Here is a 25,949-nt window from a genome sequence, read left to right as displayed (position 1 = left end):
CGGACCAACCCTGAGAGGGTCGTGCCGCGCTCATCTGCGCGGCGAGGCGTCCAGCACCTGCTGGAGCGCCTCGAACTCCTCGACGCACTTGCCGGAGCCGAGCGCCACGCTGTCCAGCGGGTTCTCGGCGATGTGGATCGGCATGCCGGTCTCGCGGCGCAGTCGCTCGTCGAGGCCGCGCAGCAGGGCGCCGCCGCCGGTCAGCACGATGCCGCGGTCCATGACGTCGCCGGACAGCTCGGGCGGGCACTTGTCGAGCGTGGTCTTGACCGCGTCGACGATCGCGTTGACCGGTTCCTCGATGGCCTTGCGGACTTCCGCGGCCGAGATGACGACGGTCTTCGGCAGACCGGAGACGAGGTCGCGGCCCCGGATCTCGGTGTGCTCATCGTTGTCGAGGTCGTACGCGGAGCCGATGGTGATCTTGATCTGTTCGGCGGTGCGCTCACCGAGGAGGAGCGAGTACTCCTTCTTGATGTGCTGGATGATCGCGTTGTCCAGCTCGTCGCCCGCGACGCGGATGGACTGTGCCGTGACGATTCCGCCGAGCGAGATGACGGCGACCTCGGTGGTGCCGCCGCCGATGTCGACCACCATGTTGCCCGTGGCCTCGTGGACCGGGAGGCCGGAGCCGATGGCGGCGGCCATGGGCTCCTCGATGATGTGCACCTGGCGGGCACCGGCCTGCGAGGAGGCCTCGATGACGGCGCGGCGCTCGACTCCCGTGATGCCGGACGGTACGCAGACGACGACGCGGGGGCGGGCGAGGTAGCGCCGCTTGTGGATCTTCAGGATGAAGTAGCGGAGCATGCGCTCGGTGATCTCGAAGTCGGCGATCACACCGTCCTTCAGGGGGCGCACCGCCACGATGTTGCCCGGCGTGCGTCCGATCATCTTCTTGGCTTCGGCGCCGACCGCGAGGATGCCACCGGTGTTGGTGTTGATCGCGACCACGGACGGCTCGTTGAGCACGATCCCACGACCCCTGACGTACACCAGCGTGTTGGCGGTCCCGAGGTCGACAGCCATGTCACGGCCGATGAACGACATTGAGTTCCCCATCAGGATTCGTCTGGCCTTCCCAAGTGGAGCGTTTGATTGCTTGTCAGGTAGGCGAGAGGTGGACGCGTGTGGTGTGGAGGCTTCCATCGTAGTCTCGCCTGCACGATCACGGCGCGAGGGTCTTCGCCATTGTCAGCAGATGAACCCCCGCCCCGCTAATGGGGACGTGCCGACGGAGGGTTGCGTTCCCCCGATCGGGCCGCATATGCCAAAGAGCGGCCCAATTTCTCGGGCCGCTCCAGGTCAGTCGCACCGGACGACTGACGGGGCGTCAGAAAGAAGTTTCCGCAGGTCTCACCAGACGAGACCGGCCGGGACCGCCGCCCGCTCTCAGACCAGGTTCGGGAAGAAGATCTTCAGCTCGCGCTCGGCCGACTCCTCCGAGTCCGAGGCGTGGATCAGGTTCTCCCGGACGATGACACCGAAGTCACCGCGGATCGACCCGGGCGCGGCGGCGATCGGGTCGGTCGGACCGGCCAACTGGCGTACGCCCTCGATCACGCGCTCACCCTCGACGACCAGCGCGACGACGGGACCCGACGACATGAAGGCGACCAGCGGCTCGTAGAACGGCTTGCCCTTGTGCTCGCCGTAGTGCTGCTCCAGCGTCTCCTGGCCCAGGCTGCGCAGTTCCAGGGCGCTGATCGTCCAGCCGGCCTTGCGCTCGATACGGCCGATGATCTCGCCGATCAGGCCACGGCGGACCGCGTCGGGCTTGAGCAGGACGAGCGTGCGCTGGGTCATTTCGGCTGAACTCCTTGTGCGGCCTGTTGGTGCGGTGGGCCTGAGATTACAGGCCACGCGCCGTGCGGCTTCGGGGAGGTTGCCGGGTGACCGTCGGGTGGGGCTGGTCGCGCGGTTCCCCGCGCCCCTGAAGGCATGCGCTGCGCGCGGCCTTCCCCGATGAGATGCCGCACCCGGCGACGCGCACACGACTTACGCGGCGCTCGACTCCTGCTCCGCCCAGCGCGCCTTGGCCACATCCACCTTCCGCCCGAAATGGACCGAGGCCCACCACAGGGCGGCGAAGACAACCCCCATGAAAAACATCAGCGGCACCCAGAACCCGCTCACGATCAGCGCGATCTGGAGCGCCCAGCCCGCCTGGACACCCCCGGGACGGGACAGCACGCCGCACAGCAGCACGCTCACCACCATGGCGACCCCGCACACCGTCCACACCAGACCACTGGACAGGTCCGGGTCCTTCATCGCCACGAGCCCGGCGAAACCGATGACGAAGAACTCGCCGATCAGGGTCGAGGAACACAACGTACGCACAGCGGATCAGCCCTTCCCCAGCAGCAGCCGGGCCTCGCCGACCGTGATCACCGAACCGGTGACGAGCACGCCCCCGCCCGCGAACTCGCCCTCTTCCTCGGCGAGCGTGATCGCGGCCTCCAGCGCGTCGTCGAGCCGCGGCTCGACCTGCACGCGCTCGTCCCCGAAGACCTCCACCGCGACCGCCGCCAGTTCGTCGACGTCCATCGCCCGGTGGCTGGAGTTCCGCGTGACGACGATCTCCGCGAAGATCGGCTCGAAGGCTTCGAGCAGCCCCCGTACGTTCTTGTCGGCGCTGGCGCCGACGACACCGATCAGCCGGCTGAAGTCGAAGACCTCGCTGATCGCCTCCGCGGTGACGCGGGCGCCGGCCGGGTTGTGCGCGGCGTCCAGGACGACCGTCGGCGAGCGGCGCACGATCTCCAGGCGGCCCGGCGAGGTGACGGAGGCGAACGCCGTGCGGATCGTGTCGATGTCGAGCGGGCGCGCGTGCTGCGAGCCGATGCCGAAGAACGCCTCGACGGCGGCGAGCGCCACCGCCGCGTTGTGCGCCTGGTGCGCGCCGTGCAGCGGCAGGAAGATCTCCTCGTACTCGCCGCCGAGGCCGCGCAGCGTCACGAGCTGTCCGCCGACCGCGACCTGCCGGCCGACGACCCCGAACTCCAGGCCCTCGCGCGCGACCGTGGCGTCCTTCTCCACGGCCTTCTTGAGGATCACCTGCGCCGCGTCCACCGGCTGCTGCGCCATGATCACGGTCGCGCCCTGCTTGATGATCCCGGACTTCTCGCCCGCGATCTCGCCCGGCGTCGAGCCGAGCCGGTCCGTGTGGTCGAGGTCGATGGGCGTGATCACCGCGACCGATCCGTCGATCACGTTCGTCGCGTCCCAGCTCCCGCCCATGCCGACCTCGACGACCGCCACGTCGACGGGGGCGTCCGCGAAGGCCGCGTAGGCCATCCCGGTCAGCACCTCGAAGAAGGAGAGCCGGAACTCCTCCTTGGCGTCGACCATGTCGACGTACGGCTTGATGTCCTCGAACGTCTCGATGAAGCGCTCGTGGTCGATCGGCGCCCCGTCCAGGCTGATGCGCTCGGTGACGGACTGCACGTGCGGCGACGTGTACCGGCCGGTGCGCAGGTCGAAGGCGCCGAGCAGCGCCTCGATCATGCGGGCCGTGGACGTCTTGCCGTTGGTGCCCGTGATGTGGATGGAGGGGTACGCGCGCTGCGGCTCGCCCAGGACGTCCATGAGCGCGGCGATCCGGCCGACCGAAGGCTCCAGCTTCGTCTCGCCCCAGCGCGTGGCCAGATCGGCCTCCACGGCGCGCAGCGCCTTCTCCACCTCCGGGTCGCGCGGACGCGCGGGGATGTCGTCGCCCTGCGGCGCACCACCCCGGGCACGCAGGGTGCGGCTGCCCGCCTCGATCACCGCGAGGTCGGGGTCGCGCTCGGTCTCGGCACCCACGATCTCGTCGAAGGCGTCGGGGTCGGGGATGCCGACGGGCTCGTCGTCGCCGCTGTCGTGCGGGGGGAGGTCGCTCACGTACGCCAGTCTACGAAAGGCCCGCGACAGCACCGACGGCACCACCCATGGCAAACTTGACGATCATGGACATAGGCATTGATCTCGGCACCGCCAACACACTCCTCTACGTACGCGGTCAGGGCATCGTGCTGAACGAACCCTCCGTCGTCGCCGTCAAGGAAGGCAGCCGCACCGCGCTCGCCGTCGGCACAGAGGCGAAGGAGACCATCGGGCGCACCCCCGGGTCGATCACCGCGATCCGGCCGCTGCGCGACGGCGTCATCAGCGACTACGAGGCCGCCGAGGAGATGATCCGGCACTTCGTGCGCAAGGCCGTGCCCGGACGCAGGCCCCGTACCCGCATGGTCGTGTGCGTACCCAGCGGGGTCACGCCCGTCGAGCGGCGGGCCATCGTGCACGCGGCCCAGCGTGCGGGCGCGCGCGCCGTGCACCTGATCGAGGAACCGATGGCCGCGGCGATCGGCGCGGGGCTCCCGGTGTCCGAACCGCGCGGCTCGATGGTCGTGGACATCGGCGGCGGCACGACGGAGGTCGCCGTCATCTCGCTCGGCGGCGTGGTCACCGCGCGGTCGCTGCGGGTCGGCGGCGACCGGCTCGACACCGCCGTCACCGACCACGTGCGCAAGCGGCACGGGCTGCTCATCGGTGAACGCACCGCCGAGGACGTCAAGATCGCGATCGGCTCGGCCTGGCCCGTGCCCGGCGAGGACGCCTTCGAGATGCGGTCGTTCACCGTGCGGGGCCGCGAGAAGGTCGCGGGACTGCCCAAGACGGTCGACCTGACGGTGCAGGAGGTGCGTTCCGCGCTCGACGAGCCGGTGGAGGCGATCATCTCGGCGGTGAAGGCGACCCTCGAGGAGTGCCCGCCCGAGCTCTCCGGCGACATCATGGAGCACGGCATCGTGCTGACCGGCGGCGGCGCCCTGCTGCCCGGTCTCGATCTGCGGCTGACGTCCGCCACCGGGATCCCCGTCTTCGTGGCCGAGGACCCGCTGCACAGTGTCGCCATGGGCTGCGGCCGGTGCGTCGAGGACTTCGACGAGTTGCAGCGGGTGATGAGCGCGGCGTAGCGGAGCCGCGAAGGGGCCCGGGCCAGGGCCGTCACAGGGCCATTCGCCGTAACGTCCGGCGCGGTGACCGGACCGGCCCGCGCCCGCGGTGTACCCCTCGGACCATGTGGTACGCACACCGACCCGGCCGCCGCGCACGCCAGATCATCGGCGACGGCGCGGCCGTGCTGTGGATCGCCCTGTGGGCGGGGGCCGCGGTGTCCGCGCACCGGCTCATCACCCACGCGGCCAGGTCCGCCCGCCCGCGCATCCCGCTGCTCGGCCCCCGGATGCACGGCACCCTGCACGACGTCGCCCGGGCCGGCGACCGGCTCGCCGACAGCGGGCCCGCACCCGCGCAGAGCCTCGCGGTGCTCGCCGCCGTCGCCCTGTTCGTCGTCCCGGTCGGCCTGCTGCTCGCGCTGTGGCTGCCGCGCCGTATCCGCTGGACGCGGCAGGCCGCCGCCGCGCGCGAACTGGCCGCCACCGAGGACGGCCGCGAACTGCTCGCCCTGCGGGCCCTGGTCCGCCCCCTCGACGAACTCGCCCGCTTCACCGACGCGGGCCCCGGCCGCCTCGCCGAGGGGTGGCGGGAGGCCGACCCGGTGGTCCTGGACGCCTTGGCCGACGTCGAGCTGCGCCACCTGGGCCTGAGCACGCAGCGGTCCTGACGTACGCGGCTCACGGAGGAAGGCCCCGGAACCGATCGGTTCCGGGGCCTTGCGTCACGTAGCCGTACGGCTCACGCCTGCGGCAGCCGCTCCAACTGCGCCTGGATGCGGGCGATGTCCTCGTCCGCCTTGGCGAGGCGGGCACGGATGCCCTCGACGACCTTCTCGGGGGCCTTGCCGAGGAACTTCTCGTTGCCCAGCTTGCCCTCGGCCTGCGCCTTGTCCTTCTCGGCGGCGGCCAGGTCCTTGGCGAGGCGCTTGCGCTCGGCGGCCACGTCGATGGCGCCGGACAGGTCGAGCGCCACCTCGGCGCCGGCCACCGGCAGCGTCGCCGTCGCGTGGAACTCCTCGCCCTCCGGCTGGAGCTTCAGGAGCTGGCGGATCGCCGCCTCGTGCGGGGCGAGCGCCGTGCCGTCCAGCGTGAGCCGCGCCGGGACGCGCTGGCCCGCCTTGAGGCCCTGCTCGCCCTTGAAGCGGCGGACCTCGGTGACGACCTGCTGGAGCGTCTCGATCTCCCGCTCGGCGGCGTCGTCGCGGAAGCCGCTGTCCTTCGGCCAGTCGGCGACGACGACGGACTCGCCGCCCGTCAGCGTGGTCCACAGCGACTCGGTGACGAACGGGACGATCGGGTGGAGCAGGCGCAGCGTCACGTCCAGGACCTCGCCGAGGACCCGGCCCGACACCTTCGCCGGCTCGCCGCCCGCCATGAACGTCGTCTTCGACAGCTCGACGTACCAGTCGAAGACCTCGTCCCAGGCGTAGTGGAAGAGGGAGTCGGAGACCTTGGCGAACTGGTAGTCCTCGTAGAACGCGTCGACCTCGGCGACCGTCTTGTTGAGCCGTGACAGGATCCACCGGTCGGTGGCCGTCATCCGCTCCGGCTCGGGCAGCGGGCCCTCGACCGTCGCGCCGTTCATCAGCGCGAAGCGCGTGGCGTTCCAGATCTTGTTGGCGAAGTTGCGGGACGCCTGGACCCAGTCCTCGCCGATCGGCACGTCGGTGCCCGGGTTGGCGCCGCGCGCGAGGGTGAAGCGCAGCGCGTCGGAGCCGTACTTGTCCATCCAGTCGAGCGGGTCCACCACGTTGCCGAAGGACTTCGACATCTTCTTGCCGTTCTCGTCGCGGACGAGACCGGTCAGGGCGACGGTCTTGAAGGGGACCTCGCCGTCCATCGCGTACAGGCCGAACATCATCATCCGCACGACCCAGAAGAAGATGATGTCGTGGCCGGTGAGCAGGACGTCGGTCGAGTAGAACTTCTCCAGGTCCGGGGTCTGCTCGGGCCAGCCCAGCGTGGAGAACGGCCACAGGCCGGAGGAGAACCACGTGTCCAGGACGTCCTCGTCCTGCGTCCAGCCCTCGGCCGCGGTGCCCGGCGGCTCCTCGTCGGGGCCGACGCAGACGACCTGGCCCTCGGGCCCGTACCAGACCGGGATGCGGTGGCCCCACCACAACTGGCGCGAGATGCACCAGTCGTTGAGGTTGTCGACCCAGTCGAAGTACCGCTTCTCCATCTCCTTGGGGTGGAGCGTGACGCGGCCGTCGCGGACGGCGTCACCGGCGGCCTTGGCCAGCGTCTCGACCTTGACCCACCACTGGAGCGACAGGCGCGGCTCGATGGTGGTGCGGCAGCGCGAGCAGTGGCCGACGGAGTGGACGTACGGGCGCTTCTCGGCGACGACACGGCCCTGCTGGCGCATCGCGTCCACGATGGCGGCGCGCGCCTCGAACCGGTCGAGGCCCTGGAACGGGCCCGGGACCGTGATGACCCCGCGCTCGTCCATGATCGTCATGGTTTCGAGGTCGTGCCGCTGCCCGATGGCGAAGTCGTTCGGGTCGTGGGCGGGCGTCACCTTGACGGCGCCGGTTCCGAACTCCGGGTCGACGTGCGCGTCCGCGACCACCGGGATCGTCCGGTTCGTCAGCGGCAGCTTGATGCGCTTGCCGATGAGGTGCGCGTACCGCTCGTCGTCCGGGTGGACGGCGACCGCGGTGTCACCCAGCATCGTCTCGACGCGGGTGGTCGCGACGACGACGCTCTGGTCGCCCTCGCCGTACTTCAGCGAGACCAGCTCGCCGTCGTCGTCCTGGTAGTCCACCTCGATGTCCGAGATGGCGGTCAGGCAGCGCGGACACCAGTTGATGATGCGCTCGGCGCGGTAGATCAGCTCGTCGTCGAAGAGCCGCTTGAAGATGGTCTGGACGGCGCGCGACAGGCCCTCGTCCATCGTGAACCGCTCACGCGACCAGTCGACGCCGTCGCCGAGGCGGCGCATCTGGCCGAGGATCTTGCCGCCGTACTCGCGCTTCCACTGCCAGACGCGGTCGACGAACTCCTCGCGACCCAGGTCCTGCCGCGACTTGCCCTCCTCGGCGAGCTGCTGCTCCACCTTGTTCTGCGTCGCGATACCGGCGTGGTCCATGCCCGGCAGCCACAGCGCCTCGAACCCCTGCATGCGCTTGCGGCGCGTCAGGGCGTCCATCAGCGTGTGCTGGAACGCGTGCCCCAGGTGGAGCGAGCCCGTGACGTTCGGCGGCGGAATGACGATCGTGTACGGCTCCTTCTCGCTCTTGGCGTCAGCGGTGAAGTAGCCGCGCTCTACCCAGCGCTGATACAGCGCCCCCTCTACCTCGGCCGGCGCGTACTGGGTCGGCAGTTCGGAGGTGGGCGCTGGGTTCTGCTGCTGAGAGTTCTCGGTCACGGGGTCAGTTTAGAGGGGTCACAAGCTCGTACTGAAACCGATTCCGGGGGACCGAACCGCACGCGCGTACGTCAGGATGTCGGAAGCACATAAACCTCGGGAGGGAACCTCAGTAATGAGCCACAACCAGCCGGGCCCGTACGGGGGCCAGCCGCAGCAGCCACAGCAGCCCGGACCGTACGGCCAGCAGCCACAGCAGCCGGGTCCGTACGGCCAGCAGCCGCAGGCCCCGCAGCCCGGCTACGGGTACCCGCAGCAGGCACCGCAGCCCGGATACGGCTACCCGCAGCAGGGCCAGCCCGGCGTTCCGCCGCAGCAGCCCTACAGCCAGCCCCAGCAGCCCGGCCCGTACGGGCAGCAGCCGCAGGAGCCCTACGGCCAGTACCCGCCCGCCCCGCCGACGGGTGGCGGGAAGAAGAAGACGGGCCTGATCATCGCGGCGGTCGCCGTGGTGGCGGCCATCGGCGTCGGCGCGTACTTCGTGTTCGGCGGGGGCGGCGCCGGCGCCTCGGTGGCGGACGACGGCGCGCACAAGCTCACGACGCCGGCGACGGTGCTGACCGAGTACAAGAAGAGTTCCGAGACCTCGGACGGCTTCGACGAGCAGGACATGAAGGACGCCGAGAAGGACGGCCTGAAGAACGGCAAGCCCGTCAGCGCCGGTTACGAGGTCAAGGACGCCGCCAACCCGCTGGGCGGCAAGGTGCTCCAGTTCCAGGGCGCGTACGGCGAGGTCGACGACCCCGAGCAGCTCGTCGACGGCATGTTCGCCAAGGCGGCGGACTCCGCGGCGAAGGACGACGGCGACGGCAAGACGAAGGGTTCACTCGTCGGCAGCCCGACCGACTACAGCACCGACGACTACGTGCTGAAGTGCCAGGAAGTGAAGATCGAGAACACCGACACCTCGTCCAGCTCCGCGGGCACTCCCAAGGTGATGCACATGCCGGTCTGCATCTGGGGTGACCACAGCACGGTGGCCATGGTCATGTCGATGCAGATCTCCGATCTGATGAGTGGCAAGACGGCCGATCTCAAGGCCGCCTCGGACATCTCCTCGAAGCTCCGCCAGGAGATCCGCGTCAAGGCGTGACGCCGCGCGCACACGTCGAAGGGGCCCCGGTCGGATGTCCGACCGGGGCCCCTTCGACGCGTCGGCCGTGCCGACCGTGAAGCGACTACGCCGACTTCTGCTCCCCCGCGCCCGGGCCCCGGGAGTCGCGCGGGATCAGCGTCGGGTTCACGTTCGAGTGGACGGCCTCCGCCGTGATGACCACGCGGGCCACGTCCTTGCGGGACGGGACCTCGTACATCACCGACTGGAGGACCTCCTCCATGATGGCGCGCAGACCGCGCGCGCCGGTGCGGCGCAGGATGGCCTGGTCGGCGATGGCCTCCAGCGCCTCGCGCTCGAAGTCCAGCTCCACGCCGTCGAGTTCGAAGAGGCGCTGGTACTGCTTGACCAGCGCGTTGCGCGGCTCGATGAGGATCTGGAGCAGCGCCTCGCGGTCGAGGTTGTGCACGCTGGTGATCACGGGGAGGCGGCCGATGAACTCGGGGATCATCCCGAACTTCACCAGGTCCTCCGGCATGACCTCCTGGAACTGGTCCTTCTCCTCCAGCTCGCGCTTGGAGTGGATCGTCGCGCCGAAGCCGATGCCCTTGGCGCCGGCCCGCGACTCGATGATCTTCTCCAGACCGGCGAAGGCGCCGCCCACGATGAACAGCACGTTCGTCGTGTCGATCTGGATGAACTCCTGGTGCGGGTGCTTGCGGCCGCCCTGCGGCGGGACCGAGGCCGTGGTGCCTTCGAGGATCTTGAGCAGGGCCTGCTGGACGCCCTCGCCGGACACGTCACGCGTGATCGACGGGTTCTCCGACTTGCGGGCCACCTTGTCGATCTCGTCGATGTAGATGATGCCCGTCTCGGCCTTCTTGACGTCGTAGTCGGCGGCCTGGATGAGCTTCAGCAGGATGTTCTCGACGTCCTCGCCGACGTACCCGGCCTCCGTGAGCGCCGTCGCGTCGGCGATGGCGAACGGCACGTTCAGCATGCGGGCGAGCGTCTGGGCGAGAAGGGTCTTGCCCGAGCCGGTCGGGCCGAGGAGCAGGATGTTGGACTTCGCGAGTTCGATCGCGTCGTCGCGGCCCGCGCCCCCGCCGTTCTCCCCGGCCTGGACGCGCTTGTAGTGGTTGTACACCGCCACGGAGAGCGCCTTCTTGGCGGCCTCCTGGCCTACGACGTAGCCCTCGAGGAACTCGTAGATCTCCCGCGGCTTGGGGAGTTCCTCCCAGCGCACTTCGCTCGTCTCCGCGAGCTCTTCCTCGATGATCTCGTTGCAGAGATCAATGCACTCGTCGCAGATGTACACACCGGGACCTGCGATGAGCTTCTTGACCTGCTTCTGACTCTTTCCGCAGAACGAGCACTTGAGCAGATCGCCGCCGTCACCGATGCGTGCCACGAGGTACTTCCCCTTCGCCTGGGAGACGCCACGTTCAGCGGCTCCTGGTGCCTGTATCCGACGGTACCTTGCCGGGCCCCCCGTTCGGGCCCCCCTTGGCACGGTTCACTTCTTACGTGAACCGTGCCGGGGAGTGGCAGACGATACAACGCCTTGTCAGGCGATTGCCTCGTTGTTCATCTTGCGCGTCGAGATGATCTGGTCGACCAGGCCGTACGCGAGCGCGTCCTCGGCCGTGAGGATCTTGTCACGCTCGATGTCCTCGCTGATCTTCTCCAGCGGGGTCGTCGAGTGCTTGGCCAGCATCTCCTCGAGCTGCGTCCGCATGCGGAGGATCTCGTTGGCCGCGATCTCCAGGTCGGAGAGCTGCTCACGGCCTGTACCACCGGAGGGCTGGTGGATCAGCACACGGGCGTTGGGCAGTGCCATGCGCTTGCCCGGGGTTCCGGCGGCGAGCAGGACGGCGGCGGCCGAGGCGGCCTGGCCCATGCAGACCGTCTGGATGTCCGGCTTCACGAACTGCATCGTGTCGTAGATGGCCGTGAGGGCCGTGAACGAGCCACCGGGGCTGTTGATGTAGATGGAGATGTCACGGTCGGGGTCCATCGACTCCAGGCACAGGAGCTGCGCCATGACGTCGTTGGCTGAGGCGTCGTCGATCTGGACGCCGAGGAAGATCACGCGCTCCTCGAAGAGCTTCGCGTACGGGTCGTACTCGCGCACGCCCTGCGAGGTGCGCTCGACGAAGCGCGGGATCACGTAGCGGTTGTCGACCTGCGGGCCGGTGTACAGGCCGCTGCCGGGGATGTTGTTCATGATGGCGGTGTTCCGTCCTGGTGAGGGAGGCAGAGGGCTTGGGGCCGGTGCGCGATCGGTGCGAGCCGATCAGGCGCCGGTGCCGCCGCCGCCCGGAACACCCGTAGCGGCAGAGATGATCTCGTCGATGAGGCCGTACTCCTTGGCCTCCTCCGTGGTGAACCAGCGGTCGCGGTCACCGTCGCGGATGATCCGCTCGACGGACTGGCCGGAGTGCCGGGCCGTGATCTCGGCCATGCGCTGCTTCGTCCGCAGCAGGTACTCGGCCTGGATCTTCACGTCCGAGGCCGTACCGCCGATGCCCGCGGAGCCCTGGTGCATCAGGATGTCGGTGTGCGGCAGCGCGAAGCGCTTGCCCGCGGAGCCGCCGGTGAGCAGGAACTGGCCCATCGAGGCGGCCATGCCCATGCCGATGGTGATGACGTCGTTCGGGATGTACTGCATGGTGTCGTAGATCGCCATGCCGGCCGTCACCGAGCCACCGGGGCTGTTGATGTAGAGGTAGATGTCCTTGTCCGGGTCGGCGGCAAGGAGCAGCATCTGCGCGGTGATCTTGTTGGCGATGTCGTCGTCGACCTGCTGGCCGAGGAAGATGATCCGCTCGCCGAGCAGTCGGTTGTAGACATGGTCGCCGAGGCCACCACCGATGGACGGCTCGCCGGCGGCGGAAGGCATCAGATTCGTCACGTATCCACCTGCTCGTCTCTGACGGCCTCGTGCCGTCTCGCGTCTCTTACTGAGGCCGGGGCCCTCGCTCGGGGACTCCCCTGCCCTCGTATTCATGGACCCTAACGCGCGGCCCCCTCCGGGGAATCCCGCAGAAGGAACTGTTCGCTGTGAGCGCAGGTTGGCGCCTGTCGGGGCCCCTGCGCACCAGGGCACGACAGGCCCCCGGGAGCGCGTCCCGAGGGCCTGTCGTGTGCGACTGCGGTGAGGCTCTAGGCCTCGGTCTTCTCCTCGTCACCGGAGGTCTCCGCGGAGTCCTCCGTGGACGTCTCGGCGGCGGCCTCGGCGGCCTCCTCCTCGTCGTCCGACAGGTCGACGACCTCGCCGTTGGTGTCCTTGACGGTGGCGGCCTCGACGACCACGGCAAGGGCCTTGCCGCGAGCGACCTCGCCGACCAGCATCGGGACCTGGCCGCCTTCGACGACGGCCTGGGCGAACTGGTCCGGGGACATGTTGGAGGAAGCGGCGCGGCGCATGAGGTGCTCGGTGAGCTCCTCCTGGTTCACGTTCAGCTTCTCCTTGTTGACGAGCTCGTCGAGGACGAACTGCGTCTTGATGCCCTTGACCGCCTGCTCGCGGGTCTCGGCGTCGAACTCCTCGGCCGTCTTGCCCTGGATCTCCAGGTACTTGGCGAGGTCGAGGCCCATCTGGCCGAGCTGGTGGTGCTCCAGGTTGTGCTTGCGGGTCTGGACCTCGTCCTCGAGCAGCTTCTCGGGAACGGGGACCTCGACCAGCTCGAGCAGCTTCTCCAGGACGCGCTCCTGGGCCTGCGTGGCCTGGTCGTACTGCTTCATGTTCTCGAGGCGCTTGCGGCTGTCGGCCTTGAGCTCGTCGAGGGTGTCGAACTCGGAGGCGAGCTGGGCGAACTCGTCGTCCAGGGCCGGGAGTTCACGGGCGGCGACCTGGGTGACCTTGACGGTGACCTCGGCCTCCTTGCCCTCGGCGGAGCCGCCCTTGAGCTCGGAGGTGAACGTGGCCTCGGCCCCGGCCTCCAGGCCCTTGACGGCGTCGTCGATGCCGTCGAGGAGCTCGCCGGAACCGATGGTGTAGGAGACGCCGGACGCGACGCCGTCCTCCAGGACCTCGCCCTCGACCTTGGCCTCCAGGTCGATCGTCACGACGTCGCCGTCCTCGGCGGCGCGCTCGACCGGGGAGGTCGAGGCGAAGCGCTCACGGAGCTGCTCCACGGACTTCTCGACGTCCTCGTCGGTGACCTCGACGGCGTCGACCTCGACCTCGATGCCGGAGTAGTCCGGGATCTCGATGGTCGGGCGGACGTCGACCTCGGCGGTGAAGTTCAGCGTCTCGCCGTCCTTCAGCTCCGTGATGTCGACCTCGGGCTGGCCCAGGACATTGAGCTCCGCCTCGTTGACCGCGTCGGTGTAGAACTTCGGGAGGGCGTCGTTGACCGCCTCCTCCAGGACCGCACCGCGGCCGAACCGCTGGTCGATGATGCGGGCGGGGATCTTGCCCTTGCGGAAGCCCTTCACCGTGACCTGCTGGTTGATCTTCTTGTACGCCGCGTCGAGGCTGTCCTTGAGCTCCTCGAAGGGCACCTCAATGCTGAGCCGAACCCGGGTCGGGTTCAGGGTCTCGACGGCGCTCTTCACGGTTCGGTCTCCTTGGGGGCTGACTTTAGGGATCGTGCCCGGCTTGAGAGACACACGGGCATGCAGCTTGCATAGTAACGGCACGCCGGAGCACACCCACAACGCGATCTTGTGGTTCTGTCCGGCGAGGACGCCCGTGGAAGATCCGCGGTCGTCGTGTCGCCGCGGCAACGCTGGTCGGGGTGGCGGGATTTGAACCCACGGCCTTCCGCTCCCAAAGCGGACGCGCTACCAAGCTGCGCCACACCCCGTCGGTGCGACACGTAGGGTACATGCCCCCAGGCGGCGCGGCTGCCGCATTACGGGGGGCGTGCCGGGGCACAGGGCGGGGCGCGTCGCGAGCCCGGCGCGGACGCCGGCGCCGGGGTGTGCGTGCGGGGCCGGGGACCCGCTACGATGCCTTTCGTGCCGCGGTCAGCGACCTGTGGCGCGAGCTGTGCGGGCGTAGCTCAATGGTAGAGCCCTAGTCTTCCAAACTAGCTACGCGGGTTCGATTCCCGTCGCCCGCTCTGTACGAGGGCCTCCGGGCCGGTTCCCATGCGGGACCGGGCCGGGGGCTTTTTCGCTCCCCCGGCCTGTGGCCCGCTCGCGGGTGGTGCTCAGAACTTGATCGCGCTGATGCTGTCCGCGACGGAGTTGAGGAAGTTGTTGATCGCGGGGGCCATTCCGGTCGAGGCCAGGAAGAAGCCGAAGAGCACCGCCACCACGGCGGGTCCCGCCTTGATCGAGCCGCCTCGCATCAGCACCACGAGGACGATCGCCAACAACAGCACCACTGATAGCGAAATGGCCACACTGATCACACCCTAGGTCGGTCCGCTCTCCCGGCCCGGGGGGCCCAGCCCCGCACACCCCCCGCCAGGACCATCGTGCCACCAACGGGGCCTCCGTATGCGGCCGGTGACGCATCGTCGGCCACGCGCGCGTGGGGGCGCGGGGCCCCGACGCCCTCGGGGCGCATGATCGTCGCACGTCGGCGGGGTCGTCGGCGGGCGGGCGCGGGCTCCGGATTCGGCTTGATCGTTTCCATCGGCGCACATGCGGCCCACACCTGCCGCACGCACGTCTTTCGCATGTCACCACCGGTTTTCCGGTATTTCCCCGCGGCGCGCACACAGGAAATTCAAAGAAGTTAAGCGGCTGAATATCCGCCCTGTTGTCGGGCTCACATTCCGACGTGACGATTGCTGATCAAACGGACAATCAGTCAGTGTCGCCCGAGGGTGTTATGCGTCGCTTAAGGTGGATTAGCGGTGTGATAACGGACAGATCGGCAATTCTTTGATGTCGTACGACGTGATGAGAACTCCCGCGAATCCGGGGTAGGCGGGGGGCGATAAGGAGGGCGCGTGTCGAGAGTTTTACGAAAGCGTTCGGGCGCCACTAGGGTGCCTCAGATGTTCCCCACTGCCTTGATCGCCGCCGACGCAGTGCGGGAGGGTCCGTGACCCACCCCCTGTACCCGCACGACGCGCGTCGCACCCCGCTCCCCGCGGCCTCCGTCGCGTCGGTCCGCGACGTCGCCGCCCCGTCCCCCACCGCCGCGCCGCCCGCTCCGGCGCGGGCCCCCGCTCCGCCCGGCGCCGCCGGGCCGAAGAAGCGGGACGCGTTCTTCGACAACGCCAAGTACCTGGCCATCGTCCTCGTCGCGATGGGCCACTGCTGGGAACCCCTGACGGACGACAGCCGTACCGCCGAAGCGCTGTACATGTTCGTCTACACGTTCCACATGCCGGCGTTCATCATCGTCTCCGGCTACTTCTCCCGCGGTTTCGACATGCGGCCGGACCGGCTCAGGCGCCTGATCACCGGCGTCGCCGTGCCCTACATCCTCTTCGAGACCGCGTACACGCTCTTCAAGCGGACCGCGGGCGACGACCCCGATTACCCGTTCAGCCTGCTCGACCCGTGGTTCCTGACCTGGTTCCTGGTCGCGCTGTTCGTGTGGCGGCTCACCACTCCGCTGTGGAAGGTGCTCCGCTGGCCCGTCCCGGTCGCACTGGTCATCGCCGTGCTCGCGTCGGTCTCACCCGACATCGGTGACGACCTGGACCTTCAGCGCGTGCTCCAGTTCCTGCCGTTCTTCGTACTCGGCCTGTTCCTGAAGCCCGAGCACTTCCAGCTCGTACGGCGGCGCGAGGTGCGGATCCTGTCCGTGCCGATCGTGGCCTGCGCGCTGGTGCTGGCGTACTGGGCCGCTCCGCGGATGACGTCGGCGTGGTTCTACCACCGCGACAGCGCGCAGGAGCTGGGCGCGCCCTGGTGGGCCGGGGTCGTCATGACGCTCGCCCTGCTCGGCTGCTCCCTGGCGCTCACCGCCTGCTTCTTCGCGTGGGTGCCGGGGCGCAGGACCTGGTTCACCGTGCTCGGCGCCGGGACGCTGTACGGGTACCTGCTGCACGGGTTCCTGGCGAAGGGGTCCCGGTTCTGGGGCTGGTTCGACGCGGACTGGGTGCACGAGCCGTACGGCGAGGTCGTCGTCACGGTCGTCGCCGCAGGGGTCGTCACCCTGCTGTGCACACCGCCCGTGCGGCGGGTCTTCCGGTTCGCCATGGAGCCGACGATGGAGTGGGCCTTCAAGAAGGACGCCGCCCGGCTGGCCCGCGCGCGGAACGAGGGCTGACGTACTTCACTGGCCCGGCAGCCCGAGGAGCGCGCGCATCGTCGCGTACTTCCGGGTGAGGCGGGCCCGGGTCGCCTCGTCGAGGACGGCGAGGCGGGCCGGGTCCGCGTTGTGGGCCAGGTCGGCTTCCTTGACCAGGCGGGCGCCGGGCGTGGACAGGATGCGCTCCGCGTACGCCTGCGGGGACTCGCCCGGACGTTTCGTCATCGCGCGGACGATGGCCTTGGTCGCCTCCGGGAGCGCGGCCGAGGCCAGCCGGTCGGCGCTGAGGGCGTCGTCCTCGATGGCGTCGTGCAGCCAGGCCGCCGCGACCTGCTCGTCCGTGCCGCCCCGCGCCCGGACACCGGCGGCCACGGCGGCGAGGTGCTCCGCGTAGGGCCGGCCCGCCTTGTCCTGCTGCCCGGCGTGGGCGCGGCGGGCCAAATCCTCGATCTCCTCCAGCGTCATCATGGGGTGACTGTAGACGCGTGTCCTACGGGGTCCGTCGCATCGCCAGCCGGGCGGGCAGGGCCGTCGCCGTCAGGCCGAGGAGCAGCGCCGCGCCCGCGAAGGAGCCGTAGAGGAGCGGGGGGACGTACGGGTTCCGGCCGGTGAGGCCGTTCATCATCGGGATCAGCGTCGCGAGGGCGATGGCCGTGCCGAGGACGATGCCGGCGCCCGCGACCAGCAGCGCCTCCCAGCGGATCATGCGGAGCACCTGGCGGCGGGTGGTGCCGAGCAGGCGAAGGGTGCCGAGTTCGCGGCGGCGGTCCAGGACGGTCATGACCAGGGTGTTGACGGCGGCGACGGCCGCGAAGCCGCCGAGGACCGCGGCCATGGTGGTGTTGGCCCAGGCGTTCAGTTCGCGTTCCATGGATGGGGTGGTGGTGTAGTCGGCGCGCGCGAGGGGGGTGCCGAACGCGGCGAGGGAGCGGGCCGTGCCGCCCTTCGTCCAGAGTTCGGTGTCGTAGGGGTTCGTGACGTGCCCGGTCAAGGCCGCGCGGGGCAGGGTGACTTGGGAGAGTCCGAGGCCGCGCTCGTAGGTGGCGGAGAGGGTCGGGGACGCCTTCGTGCCGTCGGGCAGGCGCAGGGGGACGCGGTCGCCGATGCGCAGGTGTCCGGAGCGGGCGAGCGAGGCGTCCATGGCGATCGTGTCCGGGTCGGTGAGGTCGATCGCGCCCCGGGTGACGTCGAGGTCCTGGACCCGGGCGAGGTCCTTCGCCGTGCCGGTGACGGCCTGCGTGGACGCCGATTCCAGCCAGTGGTCGCCGGCGGAGCCCGCGGGGACGAGGACCGAGGTCTTCAGGAGGCCCACGGAGGCCGAGACGCCGGGGGCCTTCGCCGCCCGGGCGGCCGAGCCGGGGGCCAGGCCCGCGTCGGCCGTGACGATGTGGTCGGCCGTGATGCCCGCTTCTTGCTGGTCGGCGGCGACGTGGTCCTCGCTCGTGTGCATGAAGACCAGCACCGAGGAGAAGGCCATGGCGAGGACGATCGGGGTGATCGCGGAGGCCAGTCGGCGGGCGTTGGACCGCGAGTTGGCGGCGGCCAGCGAGGCGGAGGCGCCCGCGCCGCGCAGCGGGAGGCCGAGGAGGGCGGCGCACAGCCGGGCCACGAGCGGGCCGAGCAGCGCGACGGCGAGCATGAAGCACATGACGATGCCGAGCGCCACGTTGGCCGCGTCGTCACCGCTGAGGGAGGCGGCGAGGGCCGCGAGGACGATGCCGCCCACCGCTGCCGCGATCCCGAGCGGGGTGCGGATCCAGCCGGGGCGCAGCCGTTCGACGGACGCCTCGGCGAGGGCCTGGCCCGGTTTGATGCGGGAGGGGCGGCGGGCCGCCAGGTATCCGGCGAGGAGCCCGGTGAGGACGGCCGTGCCGACGGCGGTGAGCAGCGGGACGTAGGAGACGGAGAGCTGGACGGCGTCGGGGACCGCGCCCTTGTCCTGGAGCCGGCCGAACCACCAGCGGGCGAGCGCGATGCCGGGCAGGCAGCCGAGGGCGCCGGCGAGCGGGGCGACCAGGAGCGTCTCGGTGGCGATGGTGCGGCGGATCTGGCGCGGGGTGGTGCCGATGGCGCGCAACAGGGCGTATTCGCGGGCGCGTTGGCCGACGGAGAGGGCGACCGCGCCGGCCGCGGTGAACACGGCGACCGCGGTGGCGATGCCGCCGAAGGAGCCGCCGAGGGCGATCAGGGTCTCCTTGGCGTAGGCGAGGGCGCCGCTCTCGGCTGCGGCGCGGTCGTCGCCGGTGTGCACCTGGACCGCGGGCGTGCCCGCCAGGGCGTGCCGTACTTGTGAGGTGAGGGTGTCCGCGGTGACGCCGTCCTCGGGGAGCACGGCGATCGCGTCGACGCGGCCGGGGTGTCCGGAGGCGCCGACGGCCTCGGCGTCGGCGAGCCAGACGCCGGGGGCCCGGGTGGTGCCCGAGACGCGGTACGTGTGCGGGCCCCGCGGCGTGGTGAGGCGGACGTGGTCGCCGACCCGGGCGCCGGCCAGGACGACCTCGCCGGCGGCCGGGGCGCGGCCCGCTGTCAGCCGCTCGCCGGTGAAGGCGGTGGAGCCCCAGTTGTGGGCGCTGACGGCGGCGCCCTCGTGCTGGACGGGGAAGGTGACGTCGGCGATCGCGGTACGCGCCCCGGGGGCCGAAGCGGCCTTCGCGACGAGGGAGTCGGGGACGCGGGCGTGGTCGGGGAGCGGGACCGCGGCGTCCTCGCGATCCTCGCCGGAACCGGTGACGTAGTGCGCGCGCTGGTCGGCGGCGACGACGACGGGGGCGCCCGCGTACCGCTCGGCCGGGACCGAGGCGCGCAGGCCCGTCTCCAGGAGGATGCCGCAGGCCGCGACGATCAGGGCGGACATCATCAGGGCGACGAACGTGCCGGCGAAGGCCGCGGGCCTGAAGCGGAGCGCGGAGCGGGCGAGGCCGTTGGGGCGGAACATCAGGCGGCCACCCTCACCGGTGCGGGCGCGGTCAGGGTGCGCATGCGGGCGGCGATGCGATCGGCGCCCGCGCCCTCCAGGTGGTCGACGAGCGCGCCGTCCGCGAGGAACAGGACCTGGTCGGCGTGGGCGGCGGCCGCGGGGTCGTGCGTGACCATGACGACGGTGGCGCCCAGCCGGTCGACGGCGGAGCGCAGCAGGCCCAGGATCTCGGCCGCGGTGGTGGTGTCCAGGGCGCCGGTCGGCTCGTCGGCGAAGATCACGTCAGGGTCGGTGACGAGGGCGCGGGCGATGGCGACACGCTGTTGCTGGCCGCCGGAGAGTTCGCCGGGGCGGCGCCGCCCCTTGTCGGCGAGGCCGACCCGGGCGAGGACGTCGGCGGCCCGGCGCCGGTCGGGGCGCCGTCCTGCGAGGCGCATCGGAAGCAGCACGTTCTGCTCGACGGTGAGCGAGGGCAGCAGGTTGAAGGCCTGGAAGACGAAGCCGAGGCGGGTGCGGCGCAAGGCGGTGAGCTTGTTCTCGCTCATGCCGGTGAGGGTGGTGCCGCCGAGGGCGACCGTGCCGTCGGTGGGGCGGTCGAGGCCGGCCGCGCACTGGAGGAACGTGGACTTGCCGGAGCCGGAGGGGCCCATCACGGCGGTGAACGTGCCGCTGCGCAGGGTGAGGTCGATGCCGCGCAGCGCGTGCACGGTGGAGTTGCCCCGGCCGTAGCTGCGCCGTACTCCGCGCAGCTCGACGGCCCGGTCCCCCGTGCGGAGCGTCTCCGCCTCGTCATGCCGCTTCTTGCGCAGACCCATGGTCGCCCTTTCGTACGTCGTCGGTCACCTGGCGGTGTCGATGTCTCGAACGTACGGACAAGGGGCTGGTCGCAGCCATGAGGGCGGCTGGCGGATCGGGGGTGGGGATAACCCCCACCCGGCACTCCCGGCCCCCTCCCCCACTCCTTTGGTAAACTAACTATTGACGCTTTCTTGACGCCCCCTTTACCACCGGGGTTGTCCCGCACCAAGGAGGAACGGGCCCATCGGACACGCAGACACCTTGATCGCCATGGGGGGCGCCTTCCTCGCCGCCGCCGTCCTCGCCCGGCTCGGCGGGCGCATCGGACTCCCCACCATTCCCCTGTTCATCCTGGCCGGGATCCTGCTCGGCCCGCACACCCCGGGCGTCGTGCTCGTCGACGACCCGCACGAGCTGGAGATGCTCTCCGCGCTCGGCCTGGTGCTGCTGCTCTTCTACCTCGGCCTCGAGTTCCACCTCGACGACCTCAGGGCGGGCGGTCGCAGGATGGCCGCGGCCGGAGCGACCTACCTCGCGCTGAACGTCGGCGCCGGCCTCGGTTTCGGATTCGCCCTCGGCTGGGGCACCTCCGAGGCTCTGGTCCTCGCCGGGGTGCTCGGCATCTCCTCGTCCGCCATCGTCACCAAGGTCCTCGTCGACACCGGACGGCTCGGCAACCCCGAGACGAAACCGATCCTCGGCATCATCGTGGTCGAGGACGTCTTCCTGGCCCTGTACCTGGCCGCGCTGCAACCCATCCTGTCCGGCGCCGACTCCCTCGCCGCCGGGGTGCTCGACGGCGGCAAGGCCTTCGGGTTCCTGCTGCTGCTCGCGCTGGCCGCGCGGTTCGGTACGCGGATCATCGGCACCCTCTTCCACACACGGGACGACGAACTCCTCGTCATCTCCTTCCTCGGCGCGGCCGTCCTCGTGGCGGGCGTCTCGGAGTGGTTCGGGGTCGCCGACGCGATCGGCGCGTTCATGGTCGGTCTGATGCTCGGGTCCACCGCGTCCGGTGAGCGCATCCTCAAGCTCGTGCATCCCCTGCGGGACGCCTTCGGCGCCATCTTCTTCTTCGCGTTCGGGCTCTCCATCGACCCGGGGGACCTGCCGAGTGTCCTGTGGCCCGTACTGGCCGCCGTCGCGGTGACGCTGGTGATGAACGTGCTGGCGGGGCTCGGTGCGGCCCGGGTGTACGGCTTCGGGCCCGGGCCCGCCGCCAACATCTCCACGACGCTGCTGGCCCGGGGCGAGTTCGCGCTGATCCTGGCCACGATGGCCGCGGGGGCGGGTCTCGACGAGCGGCTGTCGCCGTTCATCGCGGGGTACGTGCTGGTGCTGGCCGTTCTCGGACCGCTCGCGGCGGGGCGCTCCGCTTGGCTGAGCCGTGTTCTGCCCGGCCGCGCCTTGAAGGGGCCGGAGCGGGTGGGGGCCGGGGTGTGACGGTTTTCGCCGTGCGGGGTGCGGTCCCCTCGCCGGGCGTGGCGCCGTCGTGGCTGGTCGCGCGGTTCCCCGCGCCCCTGAGATGCGCATTTCGTGCGCCATCTCGGAGGGTGCGCGGGCACCGGAGCCGTCGCAGAAAGGTCCCGGGCCCTAGTCCCGGCAGATCAGCAGCAGCGCCCGGTCGTCGTTGACGTCCTTGGCCACCGCCTCGATGAGGTGCCAGGCCGCGCCGCGGAAACCGCCGGGGACATAGCGGTCGGCCTCGCCGGTGAGGCGGTCTATGCCCTCGGCGATGTCCCGGTCGGAGGTCTCCACCAGGCCGTCGGTGAAGAGCATCAGGACGTCGCCGGGGCGCAGCGTGCCCTTCGTCGCGTCGAACTCGGCGCCGTCGTAGACACCGAGGAGGGGGCCCTCGGCGGCCTTCTCCTCCCAGCGGCCGGTGCCCGCGCTGAGCTGCATGCCCGGCGGATGCCCCGCCGAGTACAGCTCGTAGTCCCCGGACTCCAGGTCGAGGACGAGATGGATCGAGGTCGCGAAGCCCTCGTCCCAGTCCTGGCGGAGCAGGTAGCCGTTGGCGGCGGGGAGGAACGCGTGCGGCGGCAGGGAGCCGAGGAGGCCGCTGAAGGCGCCCGCCAGGAGCAGCGCCCGCGAGGCCGCGTCCATGCCCTTGCCGGACACGTCGGTGAGGACGACCTCCAGGGTGCGGCCGTTGTTGGTGCGGGCCGCGACCACGAAGTCCCCGGAGAACGACTGGCCGCCCGCCGGACGCAGCGCCATCTCGCGGTGCCAGCCCGGCGGCAGTTGCGGGAGCCGGCTCTGGGTACGGATCCGCTCGCGCAGGTCGAAGAGCATCGTGCCGCCGCGCCGCCAGGGCACCCCGACCCGGCTGCGGAACTGCGCCACGAGCAGGCCGAAGAAGCCGCACGCCGCGACCGTGAGGACGGTGCCGGGCGTGACGCCCGCCGCGCGCTGGGAGTAGGGGCCGAGCTGGACGGACTCCACGATCAGCGCCGCGGCGGCGGCCGCGTACAGGCCGAGGAGGCTGGCCGGGCGCAGCACCAGGCCGCCCGCGACGATCGGCAGGACGAGGACGGTGGGCGTGCACCAGACGGGATCGAGGATGGTGAAGCAGGTGATCAGCGGGACCGTGAGGAGGAGTCCGACGAGGGCGATCCAGTCCGAGCCGTCGCCTCGGAAGTAGTCGACCCCGGATTTGCGCACGGCGGTGCGGACCCGGTGCGCACGCTTTCTCATCCGGGCCGTGAACGTCTCCGCCGCCGCGCGCTGTTCGCGCGCCCGGCGCTCTCGTCGTACCGCCATCGCTCGTGGACCTTATCCATCGGGCCAGGATCTGTGCACGGGTGGTCCCACTTGTCCCCCTTTCCGGGCATGATCCGGACCGGGTGCGCCGGTCGGTGAATTGGCTCGCCCATGTCCCGGTTGCCCTGGTAGGGATGGGCTATGACGACCGACGTACGCGTGTTGCGCCAGGACGAGTGGGAGCACTGGTACGGGCGCCTGGAGCTGGCCTTCGGCGGGGTGCCCGAGTCACCGCAGGAGCGGCGGCTGTGGGAGGACCTGACGGATCTCGACCGCTCGGTGGGGGTGTGGGACGGCGCGGAGTGCGTGGGGACGGCGGGCGCCTTCCCGTTCCGGGTCTCGGTGCCGGGCGGCGCGTTCGTGGCCGCCGCGGGCGTGACGATGGTGAGCGTCGCCGCGACGCACCGCAGGCGGGGCATCCTCACGGCGATGATGCGCCGTCAGCTCGATGACGTACGGGCCTGGGGCGAGCCGCTGGCGGTACTGACGGCGTCCGAGCCGGCGATCTACGGCCGGTTCGGGTACGGCGTCGGCAGCCGGCAGTCGCGGCTGGTCATCGACTCCTCGCGGGTGCGGATCGACGCTCCGGACGGCACTGACGACGTACGGCTGCGGTTCGCCGACCCCGGCGAGGCGGCCGACCGGTGCGAGGCCGTGTATCTGCGCACGGTCGGCACGCGGCCCGGGATGCTCGCGCGCTCCCCTGGCTGGGAGCGGCTGCCGCTGCTGGACCCGCCGCAGGGGCGGGGCGGGGCGTCGCCGTTGCAGTGTGTCGTCGCGGAGCGGGACGGGGAGACGGTCGGCTTCGCCCGGTTCCACAACAAGCCGGAGTCGGAGGGGGCGGTGCCGGACGGCCGCGTCCTGGCGCGGGAGGTCACCGCGCTCGACCCGGCGGCGTACGCGGCGCTGTGGCGGTTCCTGTGCGACATCGATCTGACGTCGACGGTGGAGGCGCGCAACCGTCCTGTGGACGATCCGCTGCTCTCTCTCGTCTCCGACATCCGGCGGTGCCAGGTCCGGGTGCGGGACTCCCTGCACGTACGTCTGGTGGAGGTCGGCGCCGCCCTCGAAGCGCGTACGTATCTCACTCCCCTGGATGTCGTGCTGGAGGTGGAGGACGCCTTCTGCCCGTGGAACGCGGGGCGGTGGCGGCTGTCGGGCGACGCGAAGGGCGCCACCTGCGAGCGCACCCGGGAGCGGCCCGATCTCGCCCTGTCGGTGCGGGAGTTGGGGGCCGCGTACCTCGGTGACGTGTCGCTCGCCGAGCTGGCGGGCGCGGGGCGGGTGCGGGAGCTGCGGCAGGGCGCGCTCGCGGAGGCGACGGTGGCGTTCGGCTCACCGGTCGCCCCCTGGCTCCAGCACGGCTTCTAGGGCCTGTCTGCCCGCGTACGTGCCGGGGGCTGGCACGTCGGGCACCAGAAGAGGTTGCGGGCCGCCAGCTCCGCCGTGCGCACGGGCGTCCCGCACAGGTGGCAGAGCTGGGCGGCGCGCCGGTAGACGTAGACCTCGCCGCCGTGGTCGTCGACGCGCGGCGGGCGGTTCATCGCCTCGGGGGTGTGCTCGGGGCGGACCGTGTCGATGCGGTTGAGACGGACGCCCTCGCGCATCAGCGCCACCAAGTCGTCCCAGATAGCCGCGAGTTGGTCCCGCGTGACGTCCTTGCCGGGGGTGTACGGGTCGATGCCGTGGCGGAAGAGGACCTCGGCCCGGTAGACGTTGCCGACGCCCGCGATGACCTTCTGGTCCATCAGGAGCGCGGCGATCGACGTACGGCTGCGGGAGATCCGCGCGTACGCCTTGGCCGGGTCGTCACCGGGCCGCAGCGGGTCCGGGCCCAGGCGCTCGTGTATCGCCCGCTTCTCCGCGTCGGTGATCAGGGCGCAGGTCGTGGGGCCGCGCAGGTCCGAGTAGTACGCCTCGTTCAGCAGGCGCAGGCGGACCGTGTCGGTCGGCGGCGGGGCGGGGGCCTCGCCGAGGGTGTACTTGCCGAAGAGGCCCAGGTGGATGTGGACCCAGGCGGGGTCCTGCGGGGCGCCGAAGCCGAGGAAGAGGTGTTTGCCGTGGGCCTCGGCGCGGGTCAGTTCCTGGCCGGTGAGGAGTGCGGCGGCGTCGGAGAACTTGCCCTGCGGGCTGTCGGCCCGCGCCGTCCGGCCCGCGAAGCGTTCGGCGTGGTCCTGGGCCAGGCGGTGGATCGTGTGGCCCTCGGGCACGGGACTTCCTCTCGGGGCGGGCGCTGTTCGGCGGGGCGGGGTCAGGGAGACGGGGCTCGTCCCGCGGACCCCGCTCCTCGAACGCCGGAGGGGGTGGACGCGTCTACTGCTGCGGGTGGTGGGCCGGGATCTCGGGGAGCTCGCCGGTCTCCTCGAAGCGCGCCAGCATGTCGATGCGGCGCTGGTGGCGCTCCTCCCCGGAGTACGGGGTGCTCAGGAAGATCTCGACGAACTTGGTCGCCTCCTCCTGCGTGTGCATCCGGCCGCCGATGGAGATCACGTTCGCGTCGTTGTGCTCGCGGCCGAGCGCCGCGGTCTGCTCGCTCCAGGCGAGCGCCGCACGGACGCCCTTGACCTTGTTCGCGGCGATCTGCTCACCGTTGCCGGAGCCGCCGATCACGATGCCGAGGGAGTCCGGGTCCGCCGCCGTCTTCTCCGCGGCGCGCAGGCAGAAGGGGGGGTAGTCGTCCAGGGCGTCGTAGATGTGGGGTCCGCAGTCGACGGGCTCGTGGCCGTGGGCCGTGAGCCATTCGACCAGGTGGTTCTTGAGTTCGTAGCCGGCATGATCCGAGCCGAGGTACACGCGCATGGAACCGAGTGTGGCACGTCGGGCGCCGGGTAGCCGCGACCGGGGCACCACCCCGTCCGTCCGGCGTCCGGACGTAAGAGCCACGTAACGAAGACAACAATCCGGATTCAGGTCTTCCGTCCTGGCTCCTTCTGCGCTTT

The 25,949-nt window shown here is 70.7% G+C and carries 22 protein-coding genes and 2 tRNA genes; 7 read left to right on the top strand and 17 right to left on the bottom strand.

What is annotated here, in order from left to right; genetic code table 11:
* Positions 1 to 30 precede the first annotated feature (30 nt).
* The 4 genes from ACIRF8_RS04410 to ACIRF8_RS04395 all read right to left on the bottom strand — a co-directional run bounded on the left by ACIRF8_RS04410 (position 31) and on the right by ACIRF8_RS04395 (position 3,885).
* Entirely contained in the window at positions 31 to 1,050 is a 1,020-nt protein-coding gene (locus ACIRF8_RS04410) for a rod shape-determining protein (RefSeq protein ID WP_404210714.1), read from the bottom strand.
* Positions 1,051 to 1,392: 342 nt separating this feature from the next.
* Positions 1,393 to 1,806 (bottom strand): nucleoside-diphosphate kinase, encoded by a 414-nt coding sequence (gene ndk, locus ACIRF8_RS04405; protein ID WP_404210712.1) that lies wholly within the window; start codon positions 1,804 to 1,806, stop codon positions 1,393 to 1,395.
* Positions 1,807 to 1,998: 192 nt separating this feature from the next.
* Entirely contained in the window at positions 1,999 to 2,343 is a 345-nt protein-coding gene (locus tag ACIRF8_RS04400; RefSeq protein WP_404210710.1) for a DUF4233 domain-containing protein, read from the bottom strand.
* Positions 2,344 to 2,349: 6 nt separating this feature from the next.
* On the bottom strand, positions 2,350 to 3,885 hold the full coding sequence (locus tag ACIRF8_RS04395) for a bifunctional folylpolyglutamate synthase/dihydrofolate synthase (protein ID WP_404210708.1): 1,536 nt from the start codon (positions 3,883 to 3,885) through the stop codon (positions 2,350 to 2,352).
* Between the two features lie 65 nt (positions 3,886 to 3,950).
* Between ACIRF8_RS04395 and ACIRF8_RS04390 the strand changes: the two genes are divergently transcribed.
* Both ACIRF8_RS04390 and ACIRF8_RS04385 read left to right on the top strand, forming a co-directional pair.
* On the top strand, positions 3,951 to 4,958 hold the full coding sequence (locus ACIRF8_RS04390; RefSeq protein WP_404210706.1) for a rod shape-determining protein: 1,008 nt from the start codon (positions 3,951 to 3,953) through the stop codon (positions 4,956 to 4,958).
* Between the two features lie 104 nt (positions 4,959 to 5,062).
* Positions 5,063 to 5,608, top strand: a complete 546-nt coding sequence (locus tag ACIRF8_RS04385) for a hypothetical protein (protein WP_404210704.1) — start codon at positions 5,063 to 5,065, stop codon at positions 5,606 to 5,608.
* 71 nt (positions 5,609 to 5,679) lie between these two features.
* Here the strand turns inward: ACIRF8_RS04385 and ACIRF8_RS04380 are convergent, their stop codons facing one another.
* Complete coding sequence (locus ACIRF8_RS04380) at positions 5,680 to 8,310, bottom strand: valine--tRNA ligase (protein WP_404210702.1); 2,631 nt, start codon at positions 8,308 to 8,310, stop codon at positions 5,680 to 5,682.
* Positions 8,311 to 8,425: 115 nt separating this feature from the next.
* Between ACIRF8_RS04380 and ACIRF8_RS04375 the strand changes: the two genes are divergently transcribed.
* Positions 8,426 to 9,403 carry a hypothetical protein gene (locus tag ACIRF8_RS04375; RefSeq protein ID WP_404210701.1) on the top strand — a complete coding sequence of 326 codons (978 nt, stop codon included), beginning with the start codon at positions 8,426 to 8,428 and terminating at the stop codon, positions 9,401 to 9,403.
* A gap of 85 nt (positions 9,404 to 9,488) precedes the next feature.
* Here ACIRF8_RS04375 and clpX read toward each other — a convergent pair whose 3' ends face one another.
* The 5 genes from clpX to ACIRF8_RS04350 form a co-directional block, all read right to left on the bottom strand.
* Positions 9,489 to 10,775, bottom strand: coding sequence for an ATP-dependent Clp protease ATP-binding subunit ClpX (clpX, locus tag ACIRF8_RS04370; protein ID WP_404210700.1), 1,287 nt, complete (start codon positions 10,773 to 10,775; stop codon positions 9,489 to 9,491).
* Between the two features lie 156 nt (positions 10,776 to 10,931).
* Positions 10,932 to 11,591: an ATP-dependent Clp protease proteolytic subunit gene (locus ACIRF8_RS04365; protein ID WP_164303251.1), complete on the bottom strand. Its 660-nt coding sequence runs from the start codon at positions 11,589 to 11,591 to the stop codon at positions 10,932 to 10,934.
* A gap of 69 nt (positions 11,592 to 11,660) precedes the next feature.
* The gene (locus tag ACIRF8_RS04360) at positions 11,661 to 12,266 is read right to left on the bottom strand and encodes an ATP-dependent Clp protease proteolytic subunit (protein ID WP_404212273.1); all 606 of its coding nucleotides are present in this window, start codon (positions 12,264 to 12,266) and stop codon (positions 11,661 to 11,663) included.
* Positions 12,267 to 12,529: 263 nt separating this feature from the next.
* Positions 12,530 to 13,927, bottom strand: coding sequence for a trigger factor (gene tig, locus ACIRF8_RS04355; RefSeq protein WP_404210698.1), 1,398 nt, complete (start codon positions 13,925 to 13,927; stop codon positions 12,530 to 12,532).
* A gap of 174 nt (positions 13,928 to 14,101) precedes the next feature.
* Positions 14,102 to 14,178: transfer RNA gene (locus tag ACIRF8_RS04350), tRNA-Pro, on the bottom strand.
* A gap of 187 nt (positions 14,179 to 14,365) precedes the next feature.
* On the opposite strand from ACIRF8_RS04350, the gene ACIRF8_RS04345 reads away from it, so the two are divergent.
* Positions 14,366 to 14,436, top strand: a tRNA-Gly gene (locus ACIRF8_RS04345).
* A gap of 90 nt (positions 14,437 to 14,526) precedes the next feature.
* Here ACIRF8_RS04345 and ACIRF8_RS04340 read toward each other — a convergent pair.
* Positions 14,527 to 14,721, bottom strand: a complete 195-nt coding sequence (locus tag ACIRF8_RS04340; protein ID WP_207822950.1) for a hypothetical protein — start codon at positions 14,719 to 14,721, stop codon at positions 14,527 to 14,529.
* Positions 14,722 to 15,371: 650 nt separating this feature from the next.
* Between ACIRF8_RS04340 and ACIRF8_RS04335 the strand changes: the two genes are divergently transcribed.
* Positions 15,372 to 16,550, top strand: coding sequence for an acyltransferase family protein (locus tag ACIRF8_RS04335; protein WP_404210695.1), 1,179 nt, complete (start codon positions 15,372 to 15,374; stop codon positions 16,548 to 16,550).
* A gap of 6 nt (positions 16,551 to 16,556) precedes the next feature.
* Here the strand turns inward: ACIRF8_RS04335 and ACIRF8_RS04330 are convergent, their stop codons facing one another.
* Genes ACIRF8_RS04330 through ACIRF8_RS04320 form a run of 3 tightly spaced genes read right to left on the bottom strand, consistent with a single transcriptional unit; the run spans position 16,557 to position 20,264 of the window.
* Positions 16,557 to 17,000 (bottom strand): HD domain-containing protein, encoded by a 444-nt coding sequence (locus ACIRF8_RS04330; RefSeq protein ID WP_404210693.1) that lies wholly within the window; start codon positions 16,998 to 17,000, stop codon positions 16,557 to 16,559.
* 22 nt (positions 17,001 to 17,022) lie between these two features.
* Positions 17,023 to 19,467, bottom strand: a complete 2,445-nt coding sequence (locus tag ACIRF8_RS04325) for an ABC transporter permease (protein WP_404210691.1) — start codon at positions 19,465 to 19,467, stop codon at positions 17,023 to 17,025.
* Positions 19,467 to 20,264 carry an ABC transporter ATP-binding protein gene (locus ACIRF8_RS04320; RefSeq protein WP_404210689.1) on the bottom strand — a complete coding sequence of 266 codons (798 nt, stop codon included), beginning with the start codon at positions 20,262 to 20,264 and terminating at the stop codon, positions 19,467 to 19,469. The genes ACIRF8_RS04325 and ACIRF8_RS04320 overlap by 1 nt, the downstream gene beginning before the upstream one ends.
* A gap of 253 nt (positions 20,265 to 20,517) precedes the next feature.
* Here ACIRF8_RS04320 and ACIRF8_RS04315 point away from each other — a divergent pair, with 253 nt between their 5' ends.
* Positions 20,518 to 21,690 carry a cation:proton antiporter gene (locus ACIRF8_RS04315; protein WP_404210687.1) on the top strand — a complete coding sequence of 391 codons (1,173 nt, stop codon included), beginning with the start codon at positions 20,518 to 20,520 and terminating at the stop codon, positions 21,688 to 21,690.
* A gap of 150 nt (positions 21,691 to 21,840) precedes the next feature.
* Here the strand turns inward: ACIRF8_RS04315 and ACIRF8_RS04310 are convergent, their stop codons facing one another.
* Positions 21,841 to 23,010: a PP2C family protein-serine/threonine phosphatase gene (locus ACIRF8_RS04310; RefSeq protein WP_404210685.1), complete on the bottom strand. Its 1,170-nt coding sequence runs from the start codon at positions 23,008 to 23,010 to the stop codon at positions 21,841 to 21,843.
* 141 nt (positions 23,011 to 23,151) lie between these two features.
* Here ACIRF8_RS04310 and ACIRF8_RS04305 point away from each other — a divergent pair, with 141 nt between their 5' ends.
* The gene (locus tag ACIRF8_RS04305; RefSeq protein ID WP_404210683.1) at positions 23,152 to 24,381 is read left to right on the top strand and encodes a GNAT family N-acetyltransferase; all 1,230 of its coding nucleotides are present in this window, start codon (positions 23,152 to 23,154) and stop codon (positions 24,379 to 24,381) included.
* Here the strand turns inward: ACIRF8_RS04305 and ACIRF8_RS04300 are convergent.
* Both ACIRF8_RS04300 and ACIRF8_RS04295 read right to left on the bottom strand, forming a co-directional pair.
* Positions 24,378 to 25,220 carry an Fpg/Nei family DNA glycosylase gene (locus tag ACIRF8_RS04300; protein WP_404210681.1) on the bottom strand — a complete coding sequence of 281 codons (843 nt, stop codon included), beginning with the start codon at positions 25,218 to 25,220 and terminating at the stop codon, positions 24,378 to 24,380. The two genes, ACIRF8_RS04305 and ACIRF8_RS04300, sit on opposite strands and share 4 nt — an antisense overlap.
* A 103-nt stretch (positions 25,221 to 25,323) precedes the next feature.
* Positions 25,324 to 25,809, bottom strand: a complete 486-nt coding sequence (locus ACIRF8_RS04295) for a ribose-5-phosphate isomerase (RefSeq protein ID WP_404210679.1) — start codon at positions 25,807 to 25,809, stop codon at positions 25,324 to 25,326.
* Positions 25,810 to 25,949: the final 140 nt, after the last annotated feature.

The sequence above is a fragment of the Streptomyces sp. NPDC102406 genome (genome assembly GCF_044765725.1).
GTDB lineage: Bacteria > Actinomycetota > Actinomycetes > Streptomycetales > Streptomycetaceae > Streptomyces.
The sequence above is the reverse complement of the archived record's forward strand: the minus strand, read 5'-3'. Positions and strand labels throughout refer to the sequence as shown.